Below are 23,764 nucleotides of genomic sequence, written 5' to 3'. Positions count from 1 at the left end.
AGCAGCAGGGATTAAAACAGAAGGAAAAACGGTAGAAGAAATCCTGGAAGAATTGGATAATATGTATGTAATGGAAGAAGCAAAAGCAGCGGGTGTAGAAACAGAAGGAAAAACGGTAGAAGAAATCCTGGAAGAATTAGATCATATGTATGTAATGGAAGAAGCAAAAGCAGCGGGTGTAGAAACAGAAGGTAAAACGGTAGAAGAAATCCTAGAAGAACTGGATAATATGTATGTAATGGAAGAAGCAAAAGCAGCAGGGATTAAAACAGAAGGAAAAACGGTAGAAGAAATCCTGGAAGAATTGGATAATATGTATGTAATGGAAGAAGCAAAAGCAGCGGGTGTAGAAACAGAAGGAAAAACGGTAGAAAAAATCCTGGAAGAATTGGATAATATGTATCTGATGGAAGAAGCAAAAGCAGCGGGTGTAGAAACAGAAGGTAAAACGGTAGAAGAAATCCTAGAAGAACTGGATAATATGTATCTAGTGGAAGAAGCAAAAGCAGCAGGGATTAAAACAGAAGGAAAAACGGTAGAAGAAATCCTGGAAGAATTGCTAAATATCTATCTATTGGAGGAAGCAAAAGCAGCAGGAATAGAAACAGAAGGTACAATGTATGAAGATTTACAGTTAGAGACGGAAGAGTAGTTAGAAGTTGAAAGGGTATGCAACTAGGTAAATGAGAGTGAATAGGCTAATTAAATATAAAACTTACTTATGTATGAAAAAAATATATGATTGATTTTGACCAAATAGAATAACTGGAGTTGTGCCCTGTGCGCAGCTCTATTATTTTGAATTTGTTTTAAAAAAAGACAAGTTTTTTCTAGGAGTTCACTTGACAAAACTAATACTATGGTTGTAGTATGAATCTAAAGACTACAACTGTAAGGAAGTGATTCCAATTAAAGATCTCCCAAAAATATCAGAAGCTGAATGGAAAATAATAAAAGTATTATGGAGAAATTCACCATTAACTTCATCTGAAATCATTGATGCATTAAAAAAAGAAACGAGTTGGAGCCCTAAAACGATTCATACTCTCATTAGTCGTTTAGTCAAAAAAGAAGCGATTGGAGTAAAAAAAGAATCTCGATTAAATTCATTTTTTCCACTTGTTACTGAGGACGAGTGTAAGAGAGTAGAAACAAAATCATTTTTGGAAAAGGTATATTCAGGCTCCGTTAAAATGTTACTTGCAAATTTCATCAAAGATGAAAAACTATCTCAAAATGAGATTGAAGAATTAAAACTCATTCTTGAAGAAAAAAAGGATTCTTAGTGTAAGAACACCCTCAATAAAAGGGAGGAGAATTAGTGGACCTAACATCATTATTTAAAACCATTTTAAATTTATCATTGATGAGTAGTGTTGTCATAGGAATCATCATATTAGTAAAATTGATTTTTAAAGATAAACTGAATCCCCAATGGCATTACTATATTTGGTTCCTTGTTATATTAAGACTAATCATTCCGTATACACCAGAAAGCTCATTGAGTATTTTCAATTTATTTCCACAAGCACTACAACAGATTGATTCTACACAACATATAAGTAATGCAGATGTTTTCAATGATAAAGTCAAAGATTTTACAATACCGAATATGGATAATAATGCTAACCTTGGACAGAAGCCATCACCTTTAACTCCAGATCAAGTGAATGAAACGTTTAAGTTGAATTACGAGATATTAGGAATCATTTGGATTACAGGTACACTTACAATATTAATAACGTTTCTGATTGTAAATACCCGTTTTCATTGGAAACTTAGAAAACAATCAAGATGCGAAGATGTTAAATTCATTAAACTTTTAGGAAATTGCAAAATTGAAATGAAGTTGAGAAATAAGATTATCATGATTTATGATGATGCAATAAACACACCTTCAATTACAGGATTGATTCGTCCCAAACTATTACTACCAAAAGAAATAATACATCAATTATCAGATGAAGAGAAAAGATATGTGCTTTTACATGAGCTTACCCACTTAAAAAGGAAAGATATCTTCATTACCTGGATTGCTTTATTCGTTCAAGCGATCAACTGGTTTAACCCTTTGGTTTGGTATGCTTTTTATAAAATGCGTGAAGATGGTGAAGTGGCATGTGATGCTTATGTTTTATCTCATCTTAAGAAATCCGAGCATTTGGAATATGGGAAAACAATTATCACTGTTTTAACAAAACTATCAAAACCTAATTTGATTCCTGTATCGATGGGAATGGCAAAAAACAAAAATATGATAAAAAGAAGAATATGGAAAATTAAAATGTATAAAAAAACGTCATTAAAAAAATCTGTTACGTCTATTGTGTTAGCGGTAGGAATTGGATTAGTTGGATTAACGAGTGCTTTAGGGAGTACAAATACTGAGAGTACAGTAGAGTATATAGGCTATATTATTGATAAAGATAAAAATGGAATGTTTGTAGTTGAAGGGGATTCTCAGGAATATGTACAATCAGATTCCGATATAACTTGGTTTTCTATTCCTAATGAGTTGCAATTAGATGATTTGCAAGTAGGTCAAAAAGTAAAAGTGTTATATAGTGATATGACATCATTATTTCCAGGGCAATTTACAACAGAAAAAGTGATCGTGTTGGATGATTTTTGGATCAATATAGATATCCCACCATTTGAAATTCCTGATCCTGAACTAATTTTAGAAGAAGCGGAAGTATTAGGCTTAGAAACAGAAGGTAAAACGGTTGAAGAAATACTAGAAGAATTGGATACTATCTATCTAATGGAAGAAGCAAAAAAAGTAGGAATAGAAACAGAAGGTAAAACATTTGAAGAAACCCTGGAAGAATTGGATACTATCTATCTAATGGAAGAAGCAAAAGAAGCAGGAATAGAAACAGAAGGTAAAACATTTGAAGAAATATTAGAAGAATTGGATACTATCTATCTAATGGAAGAAGCAAAAGAAGCAGGGATAGAAACAGAAGGTAAAACATTTGAAGAAATATTAGAAGAATTGGATACTATCTATCTAATGGAAGAAGCAAAAGAAGCAGGGATAGAAACAAAAGGTAAAACAATTGAAGAAATATTAGAAGAATTGGATACTATCTATCTAATGGAAGAAGGAAATTAAGTAAACGCCCACTTATATTGAAAAGAATGGTGGAGTTGTGCCGTGAGTGCAGCTCTATTTTTCTGCATCTGTTTTTTGAATTAACACTTACCAAATAACCTCTAAAATCACAAGTAAAGTGGTTTTAGAGGTTATTCTTTCGGTCGAAGGCAATCGATGAAGGAGTTTTTGTCCTAAATTACATCCTAAATGAGCTTTTCAAGGATACGATCATATTAAACACAAAGTGATCTTTTGTTGTGTGTTTTGGATCTACATTAAAATAACCGTGTCTAAAGAATTGGAATTTATCCTGTGGTTTAACATCCTTCATATTGGGCTCAATGAAACCATTTAAAATTTGTAAAGAATTCGGATTCACATGATCTAAGAATGTTTTTGCTTCAGCATTTTCTTCCACTTGCTGTTCCTCTTCATCTAATATCAATGGTTCATATAAGCGGAATTCTGCTGGAATCGCATGATTAACATCTACCCAATGTAGTGTTCCTTTTACTTTGCGTCCTGTAAATCCTGAACCACTTTTTGTTTCAGGATCATAGGTACAATGGATTTCAATGACTTCTCCATTTTCATCTTTTATCACATCTTCACATTTAATGAAGTACGCATGTTTCAATCGAACTTCATTTCCGGGAAATAGGCGGAAATATTTTTTAGGTGGATTCTCCATGAAATCTTCTTGTTCAATATAAATTTCTCTTGAAAAAGGAATTTGTCTTATCCCCATCTCAGGATTTTCAGGGTTGATTTCCGCATCTAACATCTCAACTTTTCCTTCTGGATAATTGGTTATCACTACTTTTAAAGGACGTAGAACCCCCATCGTACGGGGTGATTTTAGTTTTAAATCTTCTCTAACATAATGGTCAAGCATTCGAGAATCAACAGCCCCATCTCCTCTAGTTACACCTAATTCACGAATAAAGGTACGAATGGCTTCTGCAGTAAAACCTCTTCTTCTAAGAGCAGAAATGGTTGGCATACGAGGATCATCCCATCCATCGACAAACTTTTCATCTACTAACTGCTTTAATTTTCGTTTACTCATGACCGTATTTGTTACGTTTAAACGACCAAATTCAATTTGTTGAGGTTTGCTTTCCATTTCCGTTTGTTCAATAATCCAATTATATAGAGGTCTTTGATCTTCAAACTCAAGTGTACAGATAGAATGTGTCACATCTTCTATGGCATCCTCTATCGGATGAGCAAAGGCATACATTGGATAAATACACCACTTATCTCCAGTATTATGGTGTGTTGTATGTGCAATTCGATATAAGACAGGATCTCTCATATTAATATTAGATGAACTCATATCAATTTTAGCTCGTAAAACTTTTTGTCCATTTTCAAATTCACCTTTACGCATGCGATCAAACAAATCAAGATTCTCTTCTATAGTTCGATCACGATAAGGACTGTTTTTACCTGGTTCAGTTAAAGTGCCACGATAAGCACGAATCTCATCAGCGGAAAGATCATCGACATAAGCTAACCCTTTTTTAATTAATAATATCGCTCGATTGTACATTTCTTCAAAATAATCTGAAGCAAAAAATAACCCATCCCAATCAAAACCAAGCCATTGTACATCTTCTTTGATGGATTGAACGAATTCCACATCCTCTTTCAAAGGATTGGTATCATCAAAGCGTAAGTTTGTTTTCCCATTAAATTCATCGGCAAGATCAAAGTTAGTTATGATCGACATTGCGTGTCCAATATGTAGGTAGCCATTCGGTTCAGGTGGAAAACGAGTGATCACATGATCACGTTTACCTGTTTCTAAATCTTTTTGAATAATGGGTCTAATAATATTAGATGTGTTATTTTCCATCATTTCCAACCTTCCTTATTTTAAAGATCATGTTCACATAAAATTTAATCTTATTTATAACATATATATAAAGTTTTTTCCAACCTTCTTGTTATGTATTATAGGTTAAATGAAAATGCACCTTAATATATTTTATCATGAACTACTATCAATGACCTTATTTCATTTGGTAAAATCAAAATATCAAAGACTAATATCAACAAGGAGATTGAAATGCCAACATATAACAAGTTAGTTAGAGATCAAATACCTAAAATAATTAACCATACTGGGAAGAGATATAAAACAAGGATTTTAACTGAGGATGAGTACGTAACAGAGCTTCGATTAAAATTGAAAGAAGAGTTAGATGAATATCTTGAAGCAAGCAATGATGAAGATGCATTACATGAGTTAGCCGATATGCTGGAGATTATACATACATTAGCACATGGACACGGGGTTTCAAGAGATGAACTTGAGAACATAAGAGAGGAGAAGGTAAAAAAAAGAGGTGGTTTTAAGGAAAAAGTATTTTTAATAGAAGTAGAAGATGATTAGAGGTCAAATTCTATATCTTTTTGACTAGCTATGCACATCAAAATCTACATATTTCTGTATCCTTTTTACTATAGAATTCATATACTGCATATGTTATGGTTATATATACACATTCAAAATTTCAATGAATGAATGAAAATGGTTGGGAAGAAGGGAGACTAAGAAAAAAGAAAGGGGGAAAAGAGGAATTTTTAGTCGTTGTTCACAGTTAAAGAGAAATTTTAGTTACAATCCAATAAAGAAAACGTTTTCAAAAATGTTTCAATTTAAAAGAATTTGATTTTCCTTTTAAAAAAAATATGTTATTTAATTTTTAATTTTTTAATTATAATGCTAGTTTTACTTAAATTCATGTTTGAACAATACATAGTGTGAATGAAGTCACAACAAATGATCTTTATGTTTATAAAGCCTAGCTTTTGTTAGCATTTAATTTGTATTGTTCTATGCTTTTATGTAATACTGCAATGTTACCTGTATGATTATTCCTCATAACAGATAAATGATTTAATGCTAGTTTATGAAGTTATGAAGATAATGTATAGTACCTGTTTAATAATTATAATTTTATGTATGAATTGGAAATTTTTATGTTTTTGCAATAATTAATCACTTTACAAATATGCTTTGAAATTATTATCTGTAATTTATTAATTCAACAAAAATAAAAAAAATCCTTTAAAAAATAATAAAAAAATCATTTTTATTATGTTAAACATTATTAAAGAATGACTTGGAGGAGAAAATATGTTAAAGAAAATGGTAACGATAACAATGATGTTGTCGTTAGTATTGTCATCATTAGTTTCTGGCAATGTCGTGTCTGCTGCAGATGATTATATAGCTGAATTAAAAACATTAAGTGCAAGTTCATCACAAATCTCTTTTACATCTAATGTGAATACAAGCTGGGTTGATGTTCATTACAAAGTAAATTCAGGTGGACAACAAAATGTTAGAATGAATCAAAATGGGAGTACTTTTACACATAACTTGAACAATTTACAAGCAGGAGATGTTGTAAGTTTTTCTTTTACTTACAATAATGGAATACCTGCTTACGATACATCTTTATTTACTGGGACACATGGTGAAGTAGTTGAGCCAGAACCGACACCAGAACCAACACCAGAACCAACTCCGGAACCAGAACCGACACCTAACCCCGAACCCAATCCGGATGCTCCACCACTTGTAGTGGATGATTTCAATGAATGGATACAATGGAACGGGAATCAAAATGACTTAGGTCAAGCAATTGTAAGAAACGGTGGTACTTACAATCTAGAAGGGAATACAAATCTGTATTTCTTCTTTAATGGAGGCAGTTCTCCTGAATCTTTTGATCAATTCGTTAATAGAGATATTTCTGCTTATGATACTTTAGAGTTAGTATTAAAAGGTGGATCAGGTGGAGAAGAGGAATATATTAATTTAGTCTTAAATGATGATTCTAATCATTCGCTATCTTTATCTAATTATGGGAATCTGACAACAAACTATAGTACAATACAAGTCCCATTAGCAGATTTTAATGCAAATCTTGTAAACGCTAAATTTATTCGTTTTGAAGGTGTGGGGACTGCAAAGATCGTTCGTATTGATGAAATGATTCTAAAATCAACTGGTATTTCACCAACAGACCCAACGGACCCAACGGACCCAACAGATCCAACGGACCCAACAGATCCAGTTGATCCAGACCCAACGGATCCGACAGATCCTGGTGATGTCCCTGATTTCCCTACAGGTAACGGGGTGATGACTTTCCAATTGCAAAATGGAACAAACGGTCAGTATTCAGATGATGAAATTTATTGGGCAATTTATGGGTATAACAAAGCAACAGGACAGCTTAGTTATGTTGATGCTAATGGGAATTTAATTGCTAGTTCAGTTAGTGATAACGATGCACCTGGTCATTTAACGAAAAATGGTGAGAATTATGCTAATTATTTTAATAAAATGAGTGAAACAGATTGGGTTTCTATGCCGGAAATCGATTCTGGAAGAATGTTTATTAGTATGGGAAGTCCAATGTACATTAAACTAAATATAGCTGCTGATGGTAGAGTAGGATTCGCTGGACCAGATTTAAATAATCCAACAGATCCGAACCAAGACATTTATTTTGAGTGGATTGAATTTACCATTGACCAATGGGGATATCATGGAAACTCAACAAGAGTTGACCAATTCAGTTTTCCAATCACAACTAGATTAGTTGCATCTGATGGTTATGACAGAATTGTTGGTGAGACCTATACTCGTGATCAATTATTTACTGCATTTAATAATGAAATGCCAGCAGAATTTCAAACTTTAGTTGAAGAGCCATACAGAATTGTTGCTCCAGGTAAAGGTGAGTTTAAGCCTGATGGAATTTACGGAAATTATTTTGATAACTACGTAAATGAAGTGTGGGATTTCTATAGAACAAACGAATTAATATTTACAGCTGAAGCTGGTACATTCAGTGGTCATGTAGTTGGCAATGATTTTGTCTTTTCTAAAAACGGCGGACCACATGATTTATTCATTAGAAATAAACCAACAACACTTGAAGTATTCGAGTGCTCAGGTCCTATGGATACAGGAAGTTCGGATGAAAAAGTAGTAGAAGCTCAAGTATGCGCAGCATTAAATAGAGGTATTATGTACGATCCTGCAAATTGGGGGAATTCTAATTTCTTTTATCAAAATGATACTGCTAACTTCTACGCAAAATTCTGGCATGACTATAGCATTGATGGATTAGCTTATGGATTTGCTTATGACGATGTTAGAAATTATAGTACTTTATTAGAGCATCATGATCCTGATGCGTTATTTATTAATGTAGGTTGGTAATTTGTTTATTTATAAAGAAAATTAAATAAAAGCTTGTAGGAAATTAGTTTTCCTACAAGCTTATTTCAGTATTTCAACATTTTTGTGATATCTCCATATCCCCAAAATAAATAGTGGTTTAGAAAGTACACAATTGAACACCTAAAGGTGTTTTAGTTTTGTTTTGTATTCCAATGCACTAGTTAAATTAATTTGTTTTTTCTTTCTATCTTTATGATTTTTTGTATTCCCAACGATATAAGCTCCAAAAGGTAATAGTGAGATGAAATAAATCAAGGTCATAGTAATGAGTAATGAAATCACAAATAGTCCCGAAACTTGAGTTACGGTATGATTAAACCACTCTACTGTATATGGAGCAATATACCTCTGTACCTGCCAATGCACTAAATAAATACCAAAAGAATATTTGCTTATTAAATTTATGACTCTGAGGTTTGGCATCAGTTGACCCCATGCCATCACAGCTAAACTAATGGAAATGGTTAATGGAATTAAATCAAATCTTCTTGAATTGACACTCACAATTCCTGATTTGTAACTGAAATAAACAATAAACATTGAACTTAGTACACCAAAAATTGTAATCCACTTGTATTTTAATAATTTTTTGGAGATAATTTTATAATGTTTACCGATTAAAAAAGCAATTGTAAAATAACCAAACCAAGCAGTAAACGGTAATTTTAATTCCGTTTTATATTCTTGAATGATCGGTATATTTGTATTTAATAAATACAAGTGAAATCCCATCACAATGAAACTTATGGGAACGAGAATTCGCATAGGGATGTTAAAACGAACCACAAAGGAATGTAATACATAGAATTGAAGAATAATTAATATAAAATACCCTTCATAACTTCCCAATAATATATTATCCAATAGTTTTTTCTGAAAATCGATATTTGAATATAGTTGCTTCACAATGATGGCATCAATGATCGCAAATACTAAAAAGGGGACATAAATCCACTTCAATCGTTTCTGCCAAAATTGATCGGGTAAACGTTTAGGATATCGATTAGCCAAAATTATCTCTGATAAGATAATGAATGTTGGGGTAGCATAACATAAAAGGATTCGTAATAGTTCATAGAATTCATTATTAGGATACCCAGCTAGATTACCAGTTTGTGTTGTGCTGTGTAAAAAAACAATACTTAAACAAGCGATAACTCTTAATAAATTCCATTCTTTTATCATAATCAACCTCTTAGATTTTATTAGTGTATGAAAACAATAAAACTATCATATTAAAAAAACACAAAAGAAACTAGGTTCAATTATTGCCAATACATAAATTAAAGAGTGATATACTTAAGTAAATAAAAGTGTATGGATTGATTTATATATCAATTAGTCCAATTTTTTAAGGAAAAAGGAGTTGAAATTGTGCAAAAAACAGCACTTATAGCAGGAGCGAGTGGTTTGGTTGGCAGTGAATTACTTACCTATTTAATTGAAGGCAATGAATATAATCGTGTTACAGCAATTGTACGTAATTCGCTTAATATTAAACATCCAAAACTTAAACAAGTCATTGTTGATTTTGAACAACTAAGTAAAGATGAGGAAGTTTTTAAAGTGGATGATGTTTTTTGCTGTATGGGAACAACGATAAAAAAAGCAAAAACACAGGAAAAGATGACTAGAATTGATGTGGAGTATCCACTGGAAATAGCAAGGCTAGCTAAAAAGATGGGAGCAAGACAGTTTCTTGTCGTAAGTGCAATGCAGGCAAATTCTAACTCCTCAACGTTTTACTCACGTATTAAAGGAAGGTTAGAAAAAGAGTTGCAAAAAATTGGTTTTGAAACCCTTCATATTTTCAGACCTTCATTATTAGTAGGAGATCGAAAAGAATTTAGATTTGGTGAAAAATCAGCAGAAATTTTATTTAAAGCACTCTTTTTTATTTTCATTGGTCCTTTAAAAAAATATAAAGCTATACACGCAAAAACGGTAGCTTTAGGAATGTTTAATGCTTCACAAAGTAGGAAAAGTGGTGTATTGATTCACTTATCAGATGAAATTTAATGGATTTCAGAAAATTTCACTCGTAATTCTTACTTTAAGACACTCAAAATAAAGAAAATTTTACTTCTGTTTTTTTACATGATTTACCCTTTAAAATATAAGTACATAGATTTGGTTCAATGTGCATTGTTTATGCATTTGATAACTTATAGGGTGTATGTCTTAGGAGGGGATCAAGGTGTCTAGTGCTTACGGTATATTAGGATTCGGTCAAGCTTTAGGAGAAGCATATAAAGTAGAGGATGAAATTTCAAAGTATACAACAAATATCGATAAGATTAAAAGCTGGGGATACAAATATTTTTATGTTGCTCCACCAGAAGTTAGCCAGTCAGATTTAGCATATAAAGCTTCGGAAGAAGCATTAAAAAACTCTGGTATGAATGCAGAGGATATTGATTACATTGCCTTAGCTATAAGTGAAGTTCCAGGAGACATGGTTTGGGATCCTGCGTGTGAGTTGCAGCATAAATTAGGTGCCAGTCGTGCAGAAGTTCAAGTATTTAATCAAGCATGTACTTCGGGTTTAATGGCATTTGATGCGATTGCAGGTAAATTTGCTATACACCCAGAGTATAAAAATGTTCTGATCGTGACTGCAAATCGATTTTGCGATGATCATAAAAACCGTGCTACTTATAATGCCTATCTACATTCTGATGGAGCAGTAGCTGCAGTAATAAAGAGAGATCATAAACATTGTAAATGGATCACTACAGAGACTGCATCTGACGGAATGTACGCACCTCTTTTACGTAACGAGTGGAGAGTAGCGGTTACCCCCTTTAGCGCAGAGAATAAAAGTATAGATAACCACCCTTCTCCTTTTTCAGAAGTTCATGAGCAATTAATGGATTTTTATAAATTAGTTCATATTAGAAATAGATTGGTCGTTGAGTATGCGTGTCAAAAGGCAGGGATTGAACTTTCAGATCTTAAAAAAGTCATTTATTTACATGATAATGAAAATGAAATGAATGATTTTGCGATTGAATTTAATATACCTGTAGGTCAAACGAATGCTAATTTGGCTTCTCAATTTAGTCATATGGGGGCTTCTGATCAACTTATTGGATTAAAATATTATATAGAAACAGGCGAATTGCAGAATGGAGATTATGTGGCGCTCATTGGAATAGGATCAGGTATGCATTGGGTATGTACCTTGTTGCAAGTTTAAATCATTATTATTTCAAATCAATAGGAGTTAAAGAACTGTTGAGAATTCAACAGATGAATCAAGGAAGCTATGATTTTGACTTTGAGCTATCCTGTAGTAATCCACAGATTTTTTGTAATATTTATTTTCAAAGTAGTAATTTCCTAATTCAGTAGCAAGTGTTTTTGTAAGTATGTAATGTTTATTGTTAATTGCATATTGAATGGCTTCCTTCATTTCTTTTTCATAACATATGTGATTTTCTCTATATTTTAATATATTTGCTTTCATCGCTCTTAGCTCTATGTATAAATGTGATAGATGGTTACTGGACACCAGATCGAAAGCTGCAGATAAATAAAAGTCAGCGTTTTTCCAATTTTTTTGTTTATAAAAAACCTCTACTAAACTTTTACATGCATAGGCATATATGATTCGATGAGGAGCATAATATTTCATGTTTTGATTTTTAGGTTGGATGAATGGTTGAGAGATATCTAAAGCACTTTTAAAATATTGAGTAGCATGTTGATCACTGCCAACTTTTTGATATACTTTGCCAATGTTATATTGGATCTCAGCATATAAAACATGATTCAATTCCTGTTGTATCAATAATAAGTTTTGTGCTTTTTTCAGATGAGAGCGTGCCTCTTCTATACGGTTAAGTTCTCGGTATTGCTGAGCTAGTAATATCATCGTTTTGATAATGTTTTCGTCATGTTTATGTTTCTTGTAAATCACTAAAGCTTTACTCGTGTAAATTAAGCTAATACTAACTTCCTCAAAAATTTGTTGATACACAAGGCTAATATTAAAGTACAAGTTCCCACTTTCGAGACTAGATTCGTTTACAATATAGCTTTCTGCTAACAAATAGTAATATTTTGCCTCTTCAAATGATTGCTTGGCGTAAAAGTAGTTTCCTATGCATTTATTGTAGTAAAAGAAATGGTTATAGTTTGTTTTGTCAATGTTAATGTTATTGATGACTTTAACGGATTGTCCAACTAATTTTTCAGCCTCAGCAAATTTGTTGTTCAATGTATAATAATGAATGAGTATTCCATAAATATTAGCCAAGTCATTCTGAGCGTGCATTTCTAATGCGTTCATGTGTAAATAGATTAATTCTGATTCGTTTAGTGATTGTACATTATCTTTGTTATTTTTGATGATTTGTTCTAATTTATTTCTGTCATCATCTAATGTGTTCGTTAGATCTTCAATACATAACCCTAGCTTTTTTGAAATTTGCTTTAAAAATGAAGGTGATGGTGTTACCCTTCCGTTTTCTACACGACATATGTATGTTACAGATGCAATACCTTCTACTAACTCCCCTTGGGTAAGTTTTTTATTTTTCCGGATTAGCCTAATCTTTTCTCCTATTTCCATTTCCTCACCTCATTATTTCATTTTGATACAACAAACTGATGAGACACAAAAGGTAAAGTGAAATACTAATTTCCACATATCCTAACATATACTACAGAGATATCATATTGGGAAAATTTGAAATGAAGTGTTATAATAAATTAATAAAAAGCTGTATATTTCCCAACCCTGGAATTGGAGGGTTTGCATTGAAATTAGGTGAAAGAATATATTACAATAGAATTAGAAAGGGAATGACTCAAAAAGAACTTGCGGCTGGCGTATGTTCTATTCCTTATCTAAGTAAAATTGAAAATCAAAATACGGAAGCCAGTGAAGAAATTATATCTTTACTTTTTAAAAAGTTAGGCATCCAATATACAATGAACGATGAGGAATTTGAAAGTGAAACACTAGATTTAATTAATGTATGGTATGAAGCAATACGTAGTAGAAATGTAAAGCAAATAGAGGAAACATATCATCAATGTAAATTGAATATCATTAATATCACAAATCCAACTATTATTATTCAGTATAAATTAGTACTTATTAGACATTATTTGTACAAACAGGATTTGAGTCAATGTGTAAAATTAATTGATGAACTAAATGATGTTGAGAAATTGTTGTCTGATCACCAACAATATATGTTTTATCACTTGAAGGGTGTTTATTTTTATTTTAGAAATGATCTTAATCGTGCATTAGAATTATTAGTTAAATCGCATCAAATTTCAAAGAAAATACAGTCACTTGAAAAAGATCCAAATGTGTATTACACATTGTCGTTGGCTCATAGTAGATTATTTCGTATTTATGATGCTATATATTATGCGGATTTAGCACTGGACTATTATCAACGTGATTTTGACTATGAACGTATGATTGACACTAGAAGTATTTTAATCATTAATTATATTAGATTAAATCAATTTGAGGACGCAAACTTAAATTTGATTAGCTCATTAAGATTCGCTGAAAAGTTAAATGATAAAAAACGATTAGGCAGTATATATCACAACTTTGGATATTTATATTACGAAAAAAATGATGATCGAAAAGCATTAGAGTATTACTATAAATCGCTAGAATACAAATCAGAAAATACTGAATTATTTTGCAATACAATCGTATATATAATAAAAGCATACATAAATTTAGATGAACAGTATAAAATTAATCAGTGGTTAAATAAAGGGTTGGAATTAGCTATACAAAATAAATGGAAGTTAATGGAACATAAGTTGAGATCAATCGCCAGCATGAAAGATATAAGGCAGAATCATTCAAGAGAATATCTTGAAAATGAGGCAGTTGAATATTTTACAATTAATTATACTAGAGATATGCTTATTGAGATTTATACAAAATTAGGAGAATACTACTATGACAGTGGAAAATATAAAAAGTCTAGTGATTTTTATAAAAAAATTATTACGATAAGTTAAAGAGAAAAGGAGGTGTAATCATGAAAAAGTTAATTGTTTTAAGCATAGTGTTAACTATTTTTTTTATTATGACAACATTCACAGCTGCTATTGGGGTAGAAGAACATCCTGAAATATTATCTGTTACTAATACTTCCATACTTTGAGAAGAAGGCTCATGAATAGAATCCTTTTCATCTACTAATAAACTTACCTCTAAATCAATTCATTTAAAAAAACTTTTTAAATCATAAATTATTAACCTAAATAAGATACTCCATTTTTAAAATTTTGTAAATAAAGTAAAAAGAAAATCGGAAAGCGTTTTCAAAAATGATTTGAAGCAATCATTCTCTATTAGGTTGTGAATATGTTCATTTTTTGGAATTATTGTACATATTCACAACCTTTAGTTGTTTTAGGAGAAACATGTTAATCATGGCATTGGAGAATTTAAAGAGGAGAGGGCACAATGGCTAAGCTTTACCCGTATATTTTTTCAAATGATGCTAGGAAACAAGCGGAATTTTATGTCCATGCCTTAAAAGGTGAAATTATTAATGTTCAGACTTATTCTGATGCACCTAATGCAGCAGCTGAAGAAATAAAAGATAAAGTTATGCACCTTGTTTTTCAGGTAGCGGGCATTCACTTTTTTATGGCTGATTCTGTGATGGAACCTGTTCAGAGTGGGAACCAAATGGATTTAACACTTGAATTTGAAACAGAAGAAGCAGCAAGAAATGCATTTGAAAATCTCTCTAATGAAGGGAATGTCCTCATGCCATTTGAGAAAATGTTCTGGGGGTCCATGTTTGGGCGTTTAGAAGACTCATTTGGTGTTCGTTGGCAAATTACTACTAAGATGGATAATTAAGAATTGCCACGTTTTTTATTGATCGTAAGCGTGGTAAAAGAATACAGACTATATTCAGAACCGTAATGTAGATATTGAATCACTTTATCTATAGGGAATATAGTCTGTTTTGTATGTAAAAAACATGATTACAGTATTGCTTTTCTCATAAAATTTAAAATGCCTTCAATAATTTGTTCTTCATCTTTTAGCCCATCATCCCCTAAAAATATCTTCATGCGTTCCTTGTAATAATCCGAAGTATGAGAGAATTGAAACATGATGATCAGGTTATCAATACAGAAAGAAACTAGCCTATCATCTATATTAGGGTCAATCAGGTTATTTTCCTTTGCTTTTTGAATCACTTTTAAGTAAGTATCTGCAGTTATAGTTTCTAGCTTATAGGATAACTTGTATGAAAGACTGGAGAGTCCTTGAGTGGTAATATCAAGATAGATTTGGTTAAGTTGCGGATAATTAATGGCGTAGTCTCGTGAAGCTCTAAGAAGTTGCTCTAGTACCTGGAAGATATCCCCCTCATGTGTATTAATATGACTTAATGCCTTTTCAAGGAGATGGGAACCTTTATCAACAATGGTTAGAAATAGATCTTCCTTAGAATCGAAGTAGCTATATAGGGAACCAATACTGATGCCTGCTTTTTTTGCAATGACATTAATATTTGTAGCATTATAACCATTTGCAGCAAATTCTGTGATGGCAACATCATAGAATTTCTGCCTTCTTTCATTAGAAGTATTTTCGAATGCAGTTTTATAAAATTTAATTTTAGGATGTTGTTCATGTACTTTGTTTTGTTCCATAGGAACCTCCAGAGTTTAATTTCATCAATTTTACCAAATAAATCTAATATGGACAATGTGGTGATCAGCTAAGGGAGTCTTGATGACCATCCTCCAAGTAATACTTTTTATATTTACCTTTTGCCATCATTTTGCCGGCGATATTACCTACAAGACGAATAATAGTATAATTTGCTTTTAAATCGATAAGTTCTATAAGATTACCGTCAGGATCTTTTAAGAATACCCAGTCCGTCCCAGCAGTGGTTTGTGGTTCTGAAAAGAAATGAATACCTCTAGATTTTAGGTGTTGATACCACTTATGGACATTTTTCACATCTAATGTGATATGTGTAGCCCCTATTTTATTCCAAATAATATGTTCTGTAGGTAAGGTATTGGAGAATTCAAAAATCTCAATAATACCGCTTTTTGGTCCTCTTAAAAAACCAAGACGTATAGTGGTATCATGTAAATGATATAAGGGGTAGAGTTTGTCAACCTGTTTTTTGTCTAAGGTTTGTTCACTAATTAGTTTGAAACCGAAAAAATCAGAATACCATTTTACTGCTTGTTCAAAATTAGATACAGTCAATCCAACATGACTAATGGACTTTATTTTCATTCTAACACCTCATTTTATAATGATGAAGGAAGACTCCTAATTTTTTAAAAGAGGGAGGTCTTCGTTTATTTTGCGAAAGAACCAACAAGGAGCATATACTCTCCTAATTGTGCTCCGTATTCTGGAGCGCCTTCCATCATAAGTTTGCCAGAAGCTGTAGATTCAATCATATCGTCTGTTTCAAGCAAAATCCCAAGGGCAGAATCTACATTGTCAAATCGCATAGAAAAAAATGGTTTTGAACGTCTATAAACCCCTCTTGCTGCTTTCGATTTACCTGCTTTAACTCTTATATAAGCAGAAAGTTCAGGTTTGTCATTCACAGTCCAAGCATAAACGCGATCTGGACTTTTTTTAACCCAACTTGAAACTTTAGGATGACCTGTTTTATTTAATTGGCTAATGCCAGAGGAAAGTAAATAAAATAGAAGTTTAACAAGTAATTCTTTATCCTCTTTTTTTGCAGGTGCCTTTATTGCACCTAATAATTTAGCCATAGTCATAAGTGCCGAGAGTGTACTTATAAGAAGTCCAAGATGATACCAACCTTTAATCTTTGGTAATTTTTTGCTTTTTCCAGCAAAGAAGTTATTTAGTGCAGGAATGCTTTTAAATTCAAGCTCTATGTTTGGGTTTTCTATGATCCCTTTTACAACAGTGAAGCTACCATCTTTAATAATATAATGGGTACCTACTTTTCCATCAGAATCTAGGGCACTGATTTGAACACGACCATTTTTACCTTTAAACTTTTTGGATAGATTTTCTCTGCTCTCGATAATGACTTTAACTAAAGGAAGTACAGAGTTTAAAAATATTTTATTAGTATAAAGTTCTTCGCTAGTGATCATAACTTATACCTCATCTTCCCAGTCATCATCTTCTTCGAAATCTCTACCCATTAATTCACGAACATTTTCTAAAATACCATTGGTATCTATTTTATAATGTGCCATTAAATCTTCATGAAGACCAATGATGGAGAATTCATCTGGAATTCCAAGTTTAATAAAGGCGCAACCCTTACCACTTTCTGCAATAACTTCAGAAACAGCACTTCCAAGGCCACCAATTACATTATGATCTTCAACAGTAATTAGTCTTCTTGTCTCATGTACTGCCTTTAGGATAGCATCACGATCTATAGGTTTTAGGGTATGCATATCAAGAACTCTTGCTTTAATGCCATCCACGGAATCTAGTATCTTGGCTGCTTCCACTGCTTGATAAACACAAGATCCACAAGCAATAATGGTTAAATCTGTACCATCCCTCAGTTCAACAGCTTTACCAAGTTCAAAAGAATAGTCAGGTGAATCATATAATTTCTGGTCAAACCCACGGTTTATACGGATATAAATAGGTCCATCGGTTTCATAGGCCGCTAAAATGGCATTGGCTGTTTCCATACCATCTGCTGGAACAATAACCTTACAGTTTGCCATAGCACGCATAATGGATAAATCCTCTGTACATTGATGTGTTGTACCTGCTTGCCCAAAAGAAAGGCCAGCATGGGTTGCAATCATTTTTACATTAAGATTTTGGTAGCAAATATCAGTATGCACCTGATCAAGTGCTCTCATGGATGTAAAGATGGCAAAAGTAGACACAAATGGGACAAGCCCGGACTTTGCTAAACCAGCAGCTATAGAGAACATATTTTGCTCAGCAATACCTACATTAAAGAAACGGTTAGGGAATTTTTCTTGAAAAAAACCTATTTTAGTTGATTTTGCAAGATCGGCAGTAAGTCCTACAATTTCAGGATGTTTTTCGCCTAATTCACAGAGGACATTTCCGTATACTTCTGAAGTAGAGAGACTTACAGTATCTTGCATTGTATATGTTAAACCACCCATAGTTTAGACTCCTTTCACTCTTTTATTATAGTAATTATTTAAACTTTCTTTACTTTGTTGGATTTTTTCAGAATTAAGCCCTCCATAATGCCATTTATAATTATTTTCCATAAAATCAATACCACAGCCTTTGACTGTATTTGCGATAATGACAACTGGGGCAGATTTTTCTCCAAGAGCAAATTCAATGGCCTCTGATAATTCTTTCATACTATGACCGTTTACCTCTTTGACAATGAAGCCAAAAGCTTTCCATTTATCTGCAAAAGGTTCTAGTTTCATAACTTCTTCAGTAGGTCCATCCATCATACATTTATTTCTATCTACAAAAGTGATAAGGTTGGTTACATTGTAATGTGCTGCACTCATGGCTGCTTCCCAAACAGAACCCTCATTACATTCTCCATCACCTAGTAGACAGTAGGTTGTATAAGATTTGTCATTGATCTTGGCAGCTAGAGCAATTCCAATAGCAATAGATAAACCGTGACCAAGAGAACCTGTTGAGGCATCGAGACCAGGGACTTTTGTAGAATCAAGATGCATACCTAAACTTGACCCGGTATGATTATAGGTCTTTAAAAGTTCTTTATCAAAATAACCTTTGTCTGCCAAAACTGGGGCAAACCCTACACCTACATGTCCTTTACTAAGAACAAAACGATCACGATCTTCCCAGTCAGGATTACTAGGATCAATCTTCATATATTTATAATAGAGAAGTGTGAACATATCCATGGCACTAAGTGCCCCACCAATATGACCACTCCCTGCCCAAACAACGGTATCTACGCATAAGGCGCGAAGTTCATGAGCTTTTTTTTCTAATTTTTTTAATTCTAGTTCATTCATTGTCTATCCTACTCCTTTTTTAAAACAACTCGGGGTGATTTGTTTTTAAAACTTTAAAACTTGCATCTGCAATTTCATGGGTCAGATTAATGTCCTCGTCAGTAAGGGAACAATTAATAAATAAGTTATGATGCCCGGTGAAGAAAACACCTCTTCTAACACATTCTGAAATCCATTCTTGATGAAGCATTAGGGAATCATCATTAGTAATTCTCATATACCACATAGATGAGATGCCTGAAATTTTTAGATTAAAACCATTGTCCTTAGCAATATCTACAAGACCAGTTGTAAGTTTTTCACCTATATTTTGCATTAGTTTTGCACCATTCAATTTTTGCAGTTTGTTAATACATGTTATTCCAGCGGCAAAAGGCATGGCAGACATCCAGTAACTTCCAGTATACATAATGGAAGCTGCTGCATCCCTTAAGGCATCTATACCACACAATGCAGAAAAATTGTAACCGTTTCCAAGAGCTTTGCAAAAACACATTAAATCAGCTTTAAAACCAAAGTAATGGTCAGAACCTTTATGATCTAAACGGAAACCACAACGCACATCATCAATAGCAAGTACAATACCATGATCTGTACAGAGTTTTCTGATTTTGTTCCAATAATCTTTTTCAGGTAATTGACTATCTTCAAATACTGGGTGATGGTAAGGTGTAGCCATAAAACAGGCAATTTCATCAGGGTGTTCCTTAACTAAATTCTCTACTTGCTCATAGTTATTGAAGTCCACGTAAAGGTTATTGGTAACATCTTCTTCAACAATGCCAGCATAACCTAACTTCTGTGTCCATGGGGCAACTCCATGATAACCACCTTTTACTAGAATGGTTTTTTTTCTACCAGTAGCCGCTTTGGCAACCATGAGAGCAAAACCAGTAACATCAGTACCATTTTTAGCAAAAAATGCCCAATCGGCCATTTCAACTGTATCAACTAAGAGTTCAGCGAAATCTATCATAATCGTTGATGGGGTTGAGACACAGTTACCTAATTCTAATTGCTTCATAGCGGCAGCATCTACATCTTCGTCATTATAACCAAGAACATTGGGGCCATATGCGCACATATAGTCTATAAATCTGTTTCCATCCACATCCCAAAAGTAAGAACCTTTTGCTTTATCACAAAAGAAAGGGTATGCGCTGATGGGAATATAACAGCCTTCTGTAGGCCCTAGATGTCCATAAATGCCTGTTGGAATAAATTTTAAAGCCCTTTTAAAATGTTGTTGATTGTTTTCGTATGTATAAGGTTTCATAAAACCGCCCCCACATAAATGTCAACATTAAAAATGTTGCATGACTAACCATTATAAAAAAGCTGGTACCTGACTGAGTAGTTTGTTCATGTTATCAAGCATAGGAATATAACCTTTCATTTTGATTTTTTCACTTGCAATACAAGTATAAGTATCTATTTTCCCATTCAAAACTAAATTGGTTGTTTCCATATCAGCAAAAGTCATAGATGCACGTGGAGATGAGGCAAGCCCTTTTTTGATTTCTAGATGCCCTTTTGAAGCAATGATATGGATAGAGGGTCCTCCGTTTAAAACAGAGATATTGATAATACCATCAGGAATTCTACTTGCATTGAGTTTTCCTATGGCATCCGTATTCCCGATTTCACCAAGTGCATAAAAAGCAGTATAGGCAGTTAGTATCGTATTGATTTTAAGGTATGAAGGATCTTTTAATCGTTCGTCTGTAGGTGTTAAATAGTAGGTTAATTTCTCAGTTAATTTTGTAAAATCTTTTGTCAGGAAACTAAGTTTTGTAAAACCTTTTAGTGGGATTGGATTAGCAGTACCTTCAATCAATTGATTAAAATGTTTGGGGGATTTGAAATAAAGTTTAATGTTGTTTTTTCCAGTACCTCTTGTAAAGTGACATTTACCACTTTTGAAGGACAGCAGGGCTTTGGGTCCGTTTGTCGCTGAAAATTGGATAGAAAGATTTCTGTTTTGTATAAGATCATACATCGTACGATCTAATTCACATAACTCCTCCATATTTCGAAGTACAGCATAAAGATTGATATTTGCCTTTGTTAGTTCATTGGGCATAAATGTTCCTCCTTTCTTATTTTTATACCGAGCGAGCGCTCACTCTATTTTATACAAAAATAATAATAAATAGAACATGGATGTAATATGTCCCATTTATTAAAAATTAAACGACGTTTTAAGGGTAAAGTAATAATTTTTATTTAGTAGTTGTTATTTAAGAAGTATAAAGTGTAGTAGTGAATTAGATAAGGGTAGATTGTCAATATTAGAATTTACTTTGATAGGTTATAATAGCGAGTGTTTACTTAGTTGATTATCCAAATTTATAAAAAATAAATCATGGTTAAATTTACCTTATGATACTAAGTCTAAGTGGCAAGTATGTACTTGTCAACAAAAAAAAGGGAACTGCTAGTCATTTATAGTTTAATCATCATATTAATCATATTTCTGACGTATTGCGTATCTGTTTTTTCATTTTTTGATTAACTGCGATACTCGGTTGTTTTCTGCTTGATAAAAATACACCGCCTAGCACGAATACTAACCCCACTAATAAACTCCATTTAACCTCTTCACCAAGTAACGTGTATCCCCAAATGATGGCAGTACCAGGTACAAGATAAGTTACCATTGTCGCAAATTCAGCGCTTCCCTTTTGGACTAGATAATAAAAGAGAATGTAAGCAATACCTGAACCAAATACACCTAAACCGATTAACACAGAGATATTTGTCCACGAAACTAAGTGGGATATCGATATTGATTCAACGGATAGAGCAATACTTCCACTACCAAGTGCACCGATGAACAAAGTACAAAAGGTAATCTGATACATGGATAATCCTTTGAGTAATCGTTTAGATAGTTGAGATCCAAATGCATAACAAAGGGTAGCCGCAATCATACAAACAAATCCAAGTATATCTACTGAAATAATATGAACAGGATTGATATCAAGTAGGATAATAATACCTATTAAACCAATTCCGATTCCTAACCATTGCATACGGTTGGTAGCTGCACGAAAAAATATAATACCAACGATAATGGTCCATAATGGTGTTGTCGCATTTAATACAGAAGCCATACTGCTCGATAATCTAGTTTCACTAAATGCAATGAAAGCCCAAGGAATAGCCGTATTGATTGAAGCCATAATCGTTAGCGGGGCCCAAGGCATTTTTCGAAGTTCAAAAGGTTTGCGTAATATGAGCATAATCAGAACAATGGTAACTAAACCGAAGGAAGATCTTAAAAAAGCAATCGACCATGGACCAAAGTCTTCTAGTAATATTTTAATAAAGTAAAAAGATCCACCCCAAATGAGGCTGAGTAATATAAGTACAATAAAGAGTATGCGGGGCATTTCTTTTCCTACTTTCTATAATAAATATATTCACTTTTGTGGATTTATACTAGGAGTCCAGTTTACTAAAAATATACCTATAAAAATAAACAAACCTCCCAAATACACATACCATTGTACTATTTCTCCGAGTATTGCCCATCCTGATAATACACCAAAAAACGGAGCTAAAAAAAGGAAAGCACTAATTTTTCCTGGATCACCTAAACTAAGTAGGTAATACCATGTTGCAAATTGCACAATCGAACCCATAATGGCAAGGTATAATACGATCAAAATTGATTCCGTGTTGAGCATGAACTTGGGAGTTTCAATCGTTATGCTTAAAAGTAAGAGCAATAATCCACCAAATAACATTTGATATGCCGTTAATGCCCATATATCAAAACGAAATCCCCATTTTTTAACCAAAATCGTTGCAATAGCCCAAGAAAGTCCTGCTCCTAAGCCAAATAATGTCCCTGATTTTAACTGCAAATGGAATCCTAGTGTAACAGTCACACCTAAACATCCAATCATAACTCCTATCCATTGGTAGAGTCGATATTTAAGATTAAGAAATAATGTTCCCAAAATCACGACAAGAAGTGGGTTAATAAAAGTTAATATGGAGGATTCTCCTGCTGTAATTGTTCTAAGGCTAAGAAATATACAGCCCATAACAGCAGCAGTTTGGAAAAGTCCAATGGTAAATACTCTACTCCAATTCCTAATCGATGAAGGAAGCCTCTTTTTTTTCACCCATAAAACCATTATAGAACCAGCCAATGTAAAGCGCAATCCAACAAGAAGAAATGGAGATATATAGGTTAACCCCATTTTTCCTATCGCAAAAGAAGATCCCATAAGTGAAGTAGCCAATACAACTAAACATCCATAAACAAAACGATTCATATGATTTCCCCTCGATCAGCCTATTTATTTAAATGTCTAAGTCTATCCTCCCAATTACAATGTAACTTGAGCAAATAAACATCATTTAGGTATCTTATCATGATTATAGTTAGACCA

22 protein-coding genes are annotated in these 23,764 nt (G+C 33.0%); 10 read left to right on the top strand and 12 right to left on the bottom strand.

Annotated elements, in window-relative coordinates:
* The 3 genes from EPK97_RS09430 to EPK97_RS22380 all read left to right on the top strand — a co-directional run.
* On the top strand, window positions 1-652 hold a 652-nt coding region (locus EPK97_RS09430), incomplete at its 5' end, for a hypothetical protein (protein WP_205690245.1).
* Window positions 653-899: 247 nt separating this feature from the next.
* Window positions 900-1,286 carry a BlaI/MecI/CopY family transcriptional regulator gene (locus tag EPK97_RS09425; RefSeq protein WP_338075676.1) on the top strand — a complete coding sequence of 129 codons (387 nt, stop codon included), beginning with the start codon at window positions 900-902 and terminating at the stop codon, window positions 1,284-1,286.
* Window positions 1,287-1,321: 35 nt separating this feature from the next.
* Window positions 1,322-3,118 carry a M56 family metallopeptidase gene (locus EPK97_RS22380; RefSeq protein WP_162036357.1) on the top strand — a complete coding sequence of 599 codons (1,797 nt, stop codon included), beginning with the start codon at window positions 1,322-1,324 and terminating at the stop codon, window positions 3,116-3,118.
* Window positions 3,119-3,296: 178 nt separating this feature from the next.
* Here EPK97_RS22380 and EPK97_RS09415 read toward each other — a convergent pair whose 3' ends face one another.
* A complete protein-coding gene (locus EPK97_RS09415; protein WP_162036388.1) occupies window positions 3,297-4,961 on the bottom strand; it encodes a glutamine--tRNA ligase/YqeY domain fusion protein in 1,665 nt (554 codons plus the stop codon).
* Between the two features lie 213 nt (window positions 4,962-5,174).
* Between EPK97_RS09415 and EPK97_RS09410 the strand changes: the two genes are divergently transcribed.
* Window positions 5,175-5,501 carry a nucleoside triphosphate pyrophosphohydrolase gene (locus EPK97_RS09410; protein ID WP_162036356.1) on the top strand — a complete coding sequence of 109 codons (327 nt, stop codon included), beginning with the start codon at window positions 5,175-5,177 and terminating at the stop codon, window positions 5,499-5,501.
* A 747-nt stretch (window positions 5,502-6,248) separates the two neighbouring features.
* Window positions 6,249-8,351, top strand: a complete 2,103-nt coding sequence (locus EPK97_RS09405) for a glycoside hydrolase family 64 protein (protein ID WP_162036355.1) — start codon at window positions 6,249-6,251, stop codon at window positions 8,349-8,351.
* A gap of 141 nt (window positions 8,352-8,492) precedes the next feature.
* Here EPK97_RS09405 and EPK97_RS09400 read toward each other — a convergent pair whose 3' ends face one another.
* Window positions 8,493-9,557: an acyltransferase family protein gene (locus EPK97_RS09400; protein WP_162036354.1), complete on the bottom strand. Its 1,065-nt coding sequence runs from the start codon at window positions 9,555-9,557 to the stop codon at window positions 8,493-8,495.
* Between the two features lie 189 nt (window positions 9,558-9,746).
* Between EPK97_RS09400 and EPK97_RS09395 the strand changes: the two genes are divergently transcribed.
* Both EPK97_RS09395 and EPK97_RS21785 read left to right on the top strand, forming a co-directional pair.
* Entirely contained in the window at window positions 9,747-10,391 is a 645-nt protein-coding gene (locus tag EPK97_RS09395) for an oxidoreductase (protein ID WP_338075675.1), read from the top strand.
* Between the two features lie 178 nt (window positions 10,392-10,569).
* Complete coding sequence (locus EPK97_RS21785; RefSeq protein ID WP_162036353.1) at window positions 10,570-11,571, top strand: 3-oxoacyl-[acyl-carrier-protein] synthase III C-terminal domain-containing protein; 1,002 nt, start codon at window positions 10,570-10,572, stop codon at window positions 11,569-11,571.
* A gap of 27 nt (window positions 11,572-11,598) precedes the next feature.
* Here EPK97_RS21785 and EPK97_RS09385 read toward each other — a convergent pair whose 3' ends face one another.
* The gene (locus tag EPK97_RS09385; RefSeq protein WP_162036352.1) at window positions 11,599-12,948 is read right to left on the bottom strand and encodes a helix-turn-helix transcriptional regulator; all 1,350 of its coding nucleotides are present in this window, start codon (window positions 12,946-12,948) and stop codon (window positions 11,599-11,601) included.
* A 188-nt stretch (window positions 12,949-13,136) separates the two neighbouring features.
* Between EPK97_RS09385 and EPK97_RS09380 the strand changes: the two genes are divergently transcribed.
* The 3 genes from EPK97_RS09380 (at window position 13,137) to EPK97_RS09375 (ending at window position 15,234) form a co-directional block, all read left to right on the top strand.
* Window positions 13,137-14,378, top strand: a complete 1,242-nt coding sequence (locus EPK97_RS09380) for a helix-turn-helix domain-containing protein (RefSeq protein WP_162036351.1) — start codon at window positions 13,137-13,139, stop codon at window positions 14,376-14,378.
* 20 nt (window positions 14,379-14,398) lie between these two features.
* Window positions 14,399-14,524, top strand: coding sequence for a hypothetical protein (locus EPK97_RS22185; protein ID WP_276609481.1), 126 nt, complete (start codon window positions 14,399-14,401; stop codon window positions 14,522-14,524).
* 305 nt (window positions 14,525-14,829) lie between these two features.
* Window positions 14,830-15,234: a VOC family protein gene (locus tag EPK97_RS09375; RefSeq protein WP_162036350.1), complete on the top strand. Its 405-nt coding sequence runs from the start codon at window positions 14,830-14,832 to the stop codon at window positions 15,232-15,234.
* Between the two features lie 128 nt (window positions 15,235-15,362).
* Here EPK97_RS09375 and EPK97_RS09370 read toward each other — a convergent pair whose 3' ends face one another.
* The 9 genes from EPK97_RS09370 to EPK97_RS09330 all read right to left on the bottom strand — a co-directional run bounded on the left by EPK97_RS09370 (window position 15,363) and on the right by EPK97_RS09330 (window position 23,647).
* On the bottom strand, window positions 15,363-16,040 hold the full coding sequence (locus tag EPK97_RS09370; RefSeq protein WP_162036349.1) for a TetR/AcrR family transcriptional regulator: 678 nt from the start codon (window positions 16,038-16,040) through the stop codon (window positions 15,363-15,365).
* A gap of 64 nt (window positions 16,041-16,104) precedes the next feature.
* The gene (locus tag EPK97_RS09365; RefSeq protein ID WP_162036348.1) at window positions 16,105-16,644 is read right to left on the bottom strand and encodes a VOC family protein; all 540 of its coding nucleotides are present in this window, start codon (window positions 16,642-16,644) and stop codon (window positions 16,105-16,107) included.
* Window positions 16,645-16,709: 65 nt separating this feature from the next.
* Complete coding sequence (locus EPK97_RS09360; RefSeq protein ID WP_162036347.1) at window positions 16,710-17,495, bottom strand: hypothetical protein; 786 nt, start codon at window positions 17,493-17,495, stop codon at window positions 16,710-16,712.
* 3 nt (window positions 17,496-17,498) lie between these two features.
* Window positions 17,499-18,506: a transketolase family protein gene (locus EPK97_RS09355; RefSeq protein WP_162036346.1), complete on the bottom strand. Its 1,008-nt coding sequence runs from the start codon at window positions 18,504-18,506 to the stop codon at window positions 17,499-17,501.
* Between the two features lie 3 nt (window positions 18,507-18,509).
* On the bottom strand, window positions 18,510-19,358 hold the full coding sequence (locus EPK97_RS09350; protein WP_162036345.1) for a transketolase: 849 nt from the start codon (window positions 19,356-19,358) through the stop codon (window positions 18,510-18,512).
* Window positions 19,359-19,377: 19 nt separating this feature from the next.
* On the bottom strand, window positions 19,378-20,634 hold the full coding sequence (locus tag EPK97_RS09345; protein ID WP_162036344.1) for an aminotransferase class III-fold pyridoxal phosphate-dependent enzyme: 1,257 nt from the start codon (window positions 20,632-20,634) through the stop codon (window positions 19,378-19,380).
* A 51-nt stretch (window positions 20,635-20,685) separates the two neighbouring features.
* Complete coding sequence (locus EPK97_RS09340) at window positions 20,686-21,441, bottom strand: hypothetical protein (RefSeq protein ID WP_162036343.1); 756 nt, start codon at window positions 21,439-21,441, stop codon at window positions 20,686-20,688.
* A 385-nt stretch (window positions 21,442-21,826) separates the two neighbouring features.
* Complete coding sequence (locus EPK97_RS09335; RefSeq protein WP_162036342.1) at window positions 21,827-22,753, bottom strand: DMT family transporter; 927 nt, start codon at window positions 22,751-22,753, stop codon at window positions 21,827-21,829.
* A gap of 30 nt (window positions 22,754-22,783) precedes the next feature.
* Window positions 22,784-23,647: a DMT family transporter gene (locus EPK97_RS09330; protein WP_162036341.1), complete on the bottom strand. Its 864-nt coding sequence runs from the start codon at window positions 23,645-23,647 to the stop codon at window positions 22,784-22,786.
* Window positions 23,648-23,764 lie beyond the last annotated feature (117 nt).

The sequence above is a fragment of the Chengkuizengella sediminis genome (genome assembly GCF_010078385.1).
Lineage (GTDB): Bacteria > Bacillota > Bacilli > Paenibacillales > KCTC-33759 > Chengkuizengella > Chengkuizengella sediminis.
The sequence above is the reverse complement of the archived record's forward strand: the minus strand, read 5'-3'. Positions and strand labels throughout refer to the sequence as shown.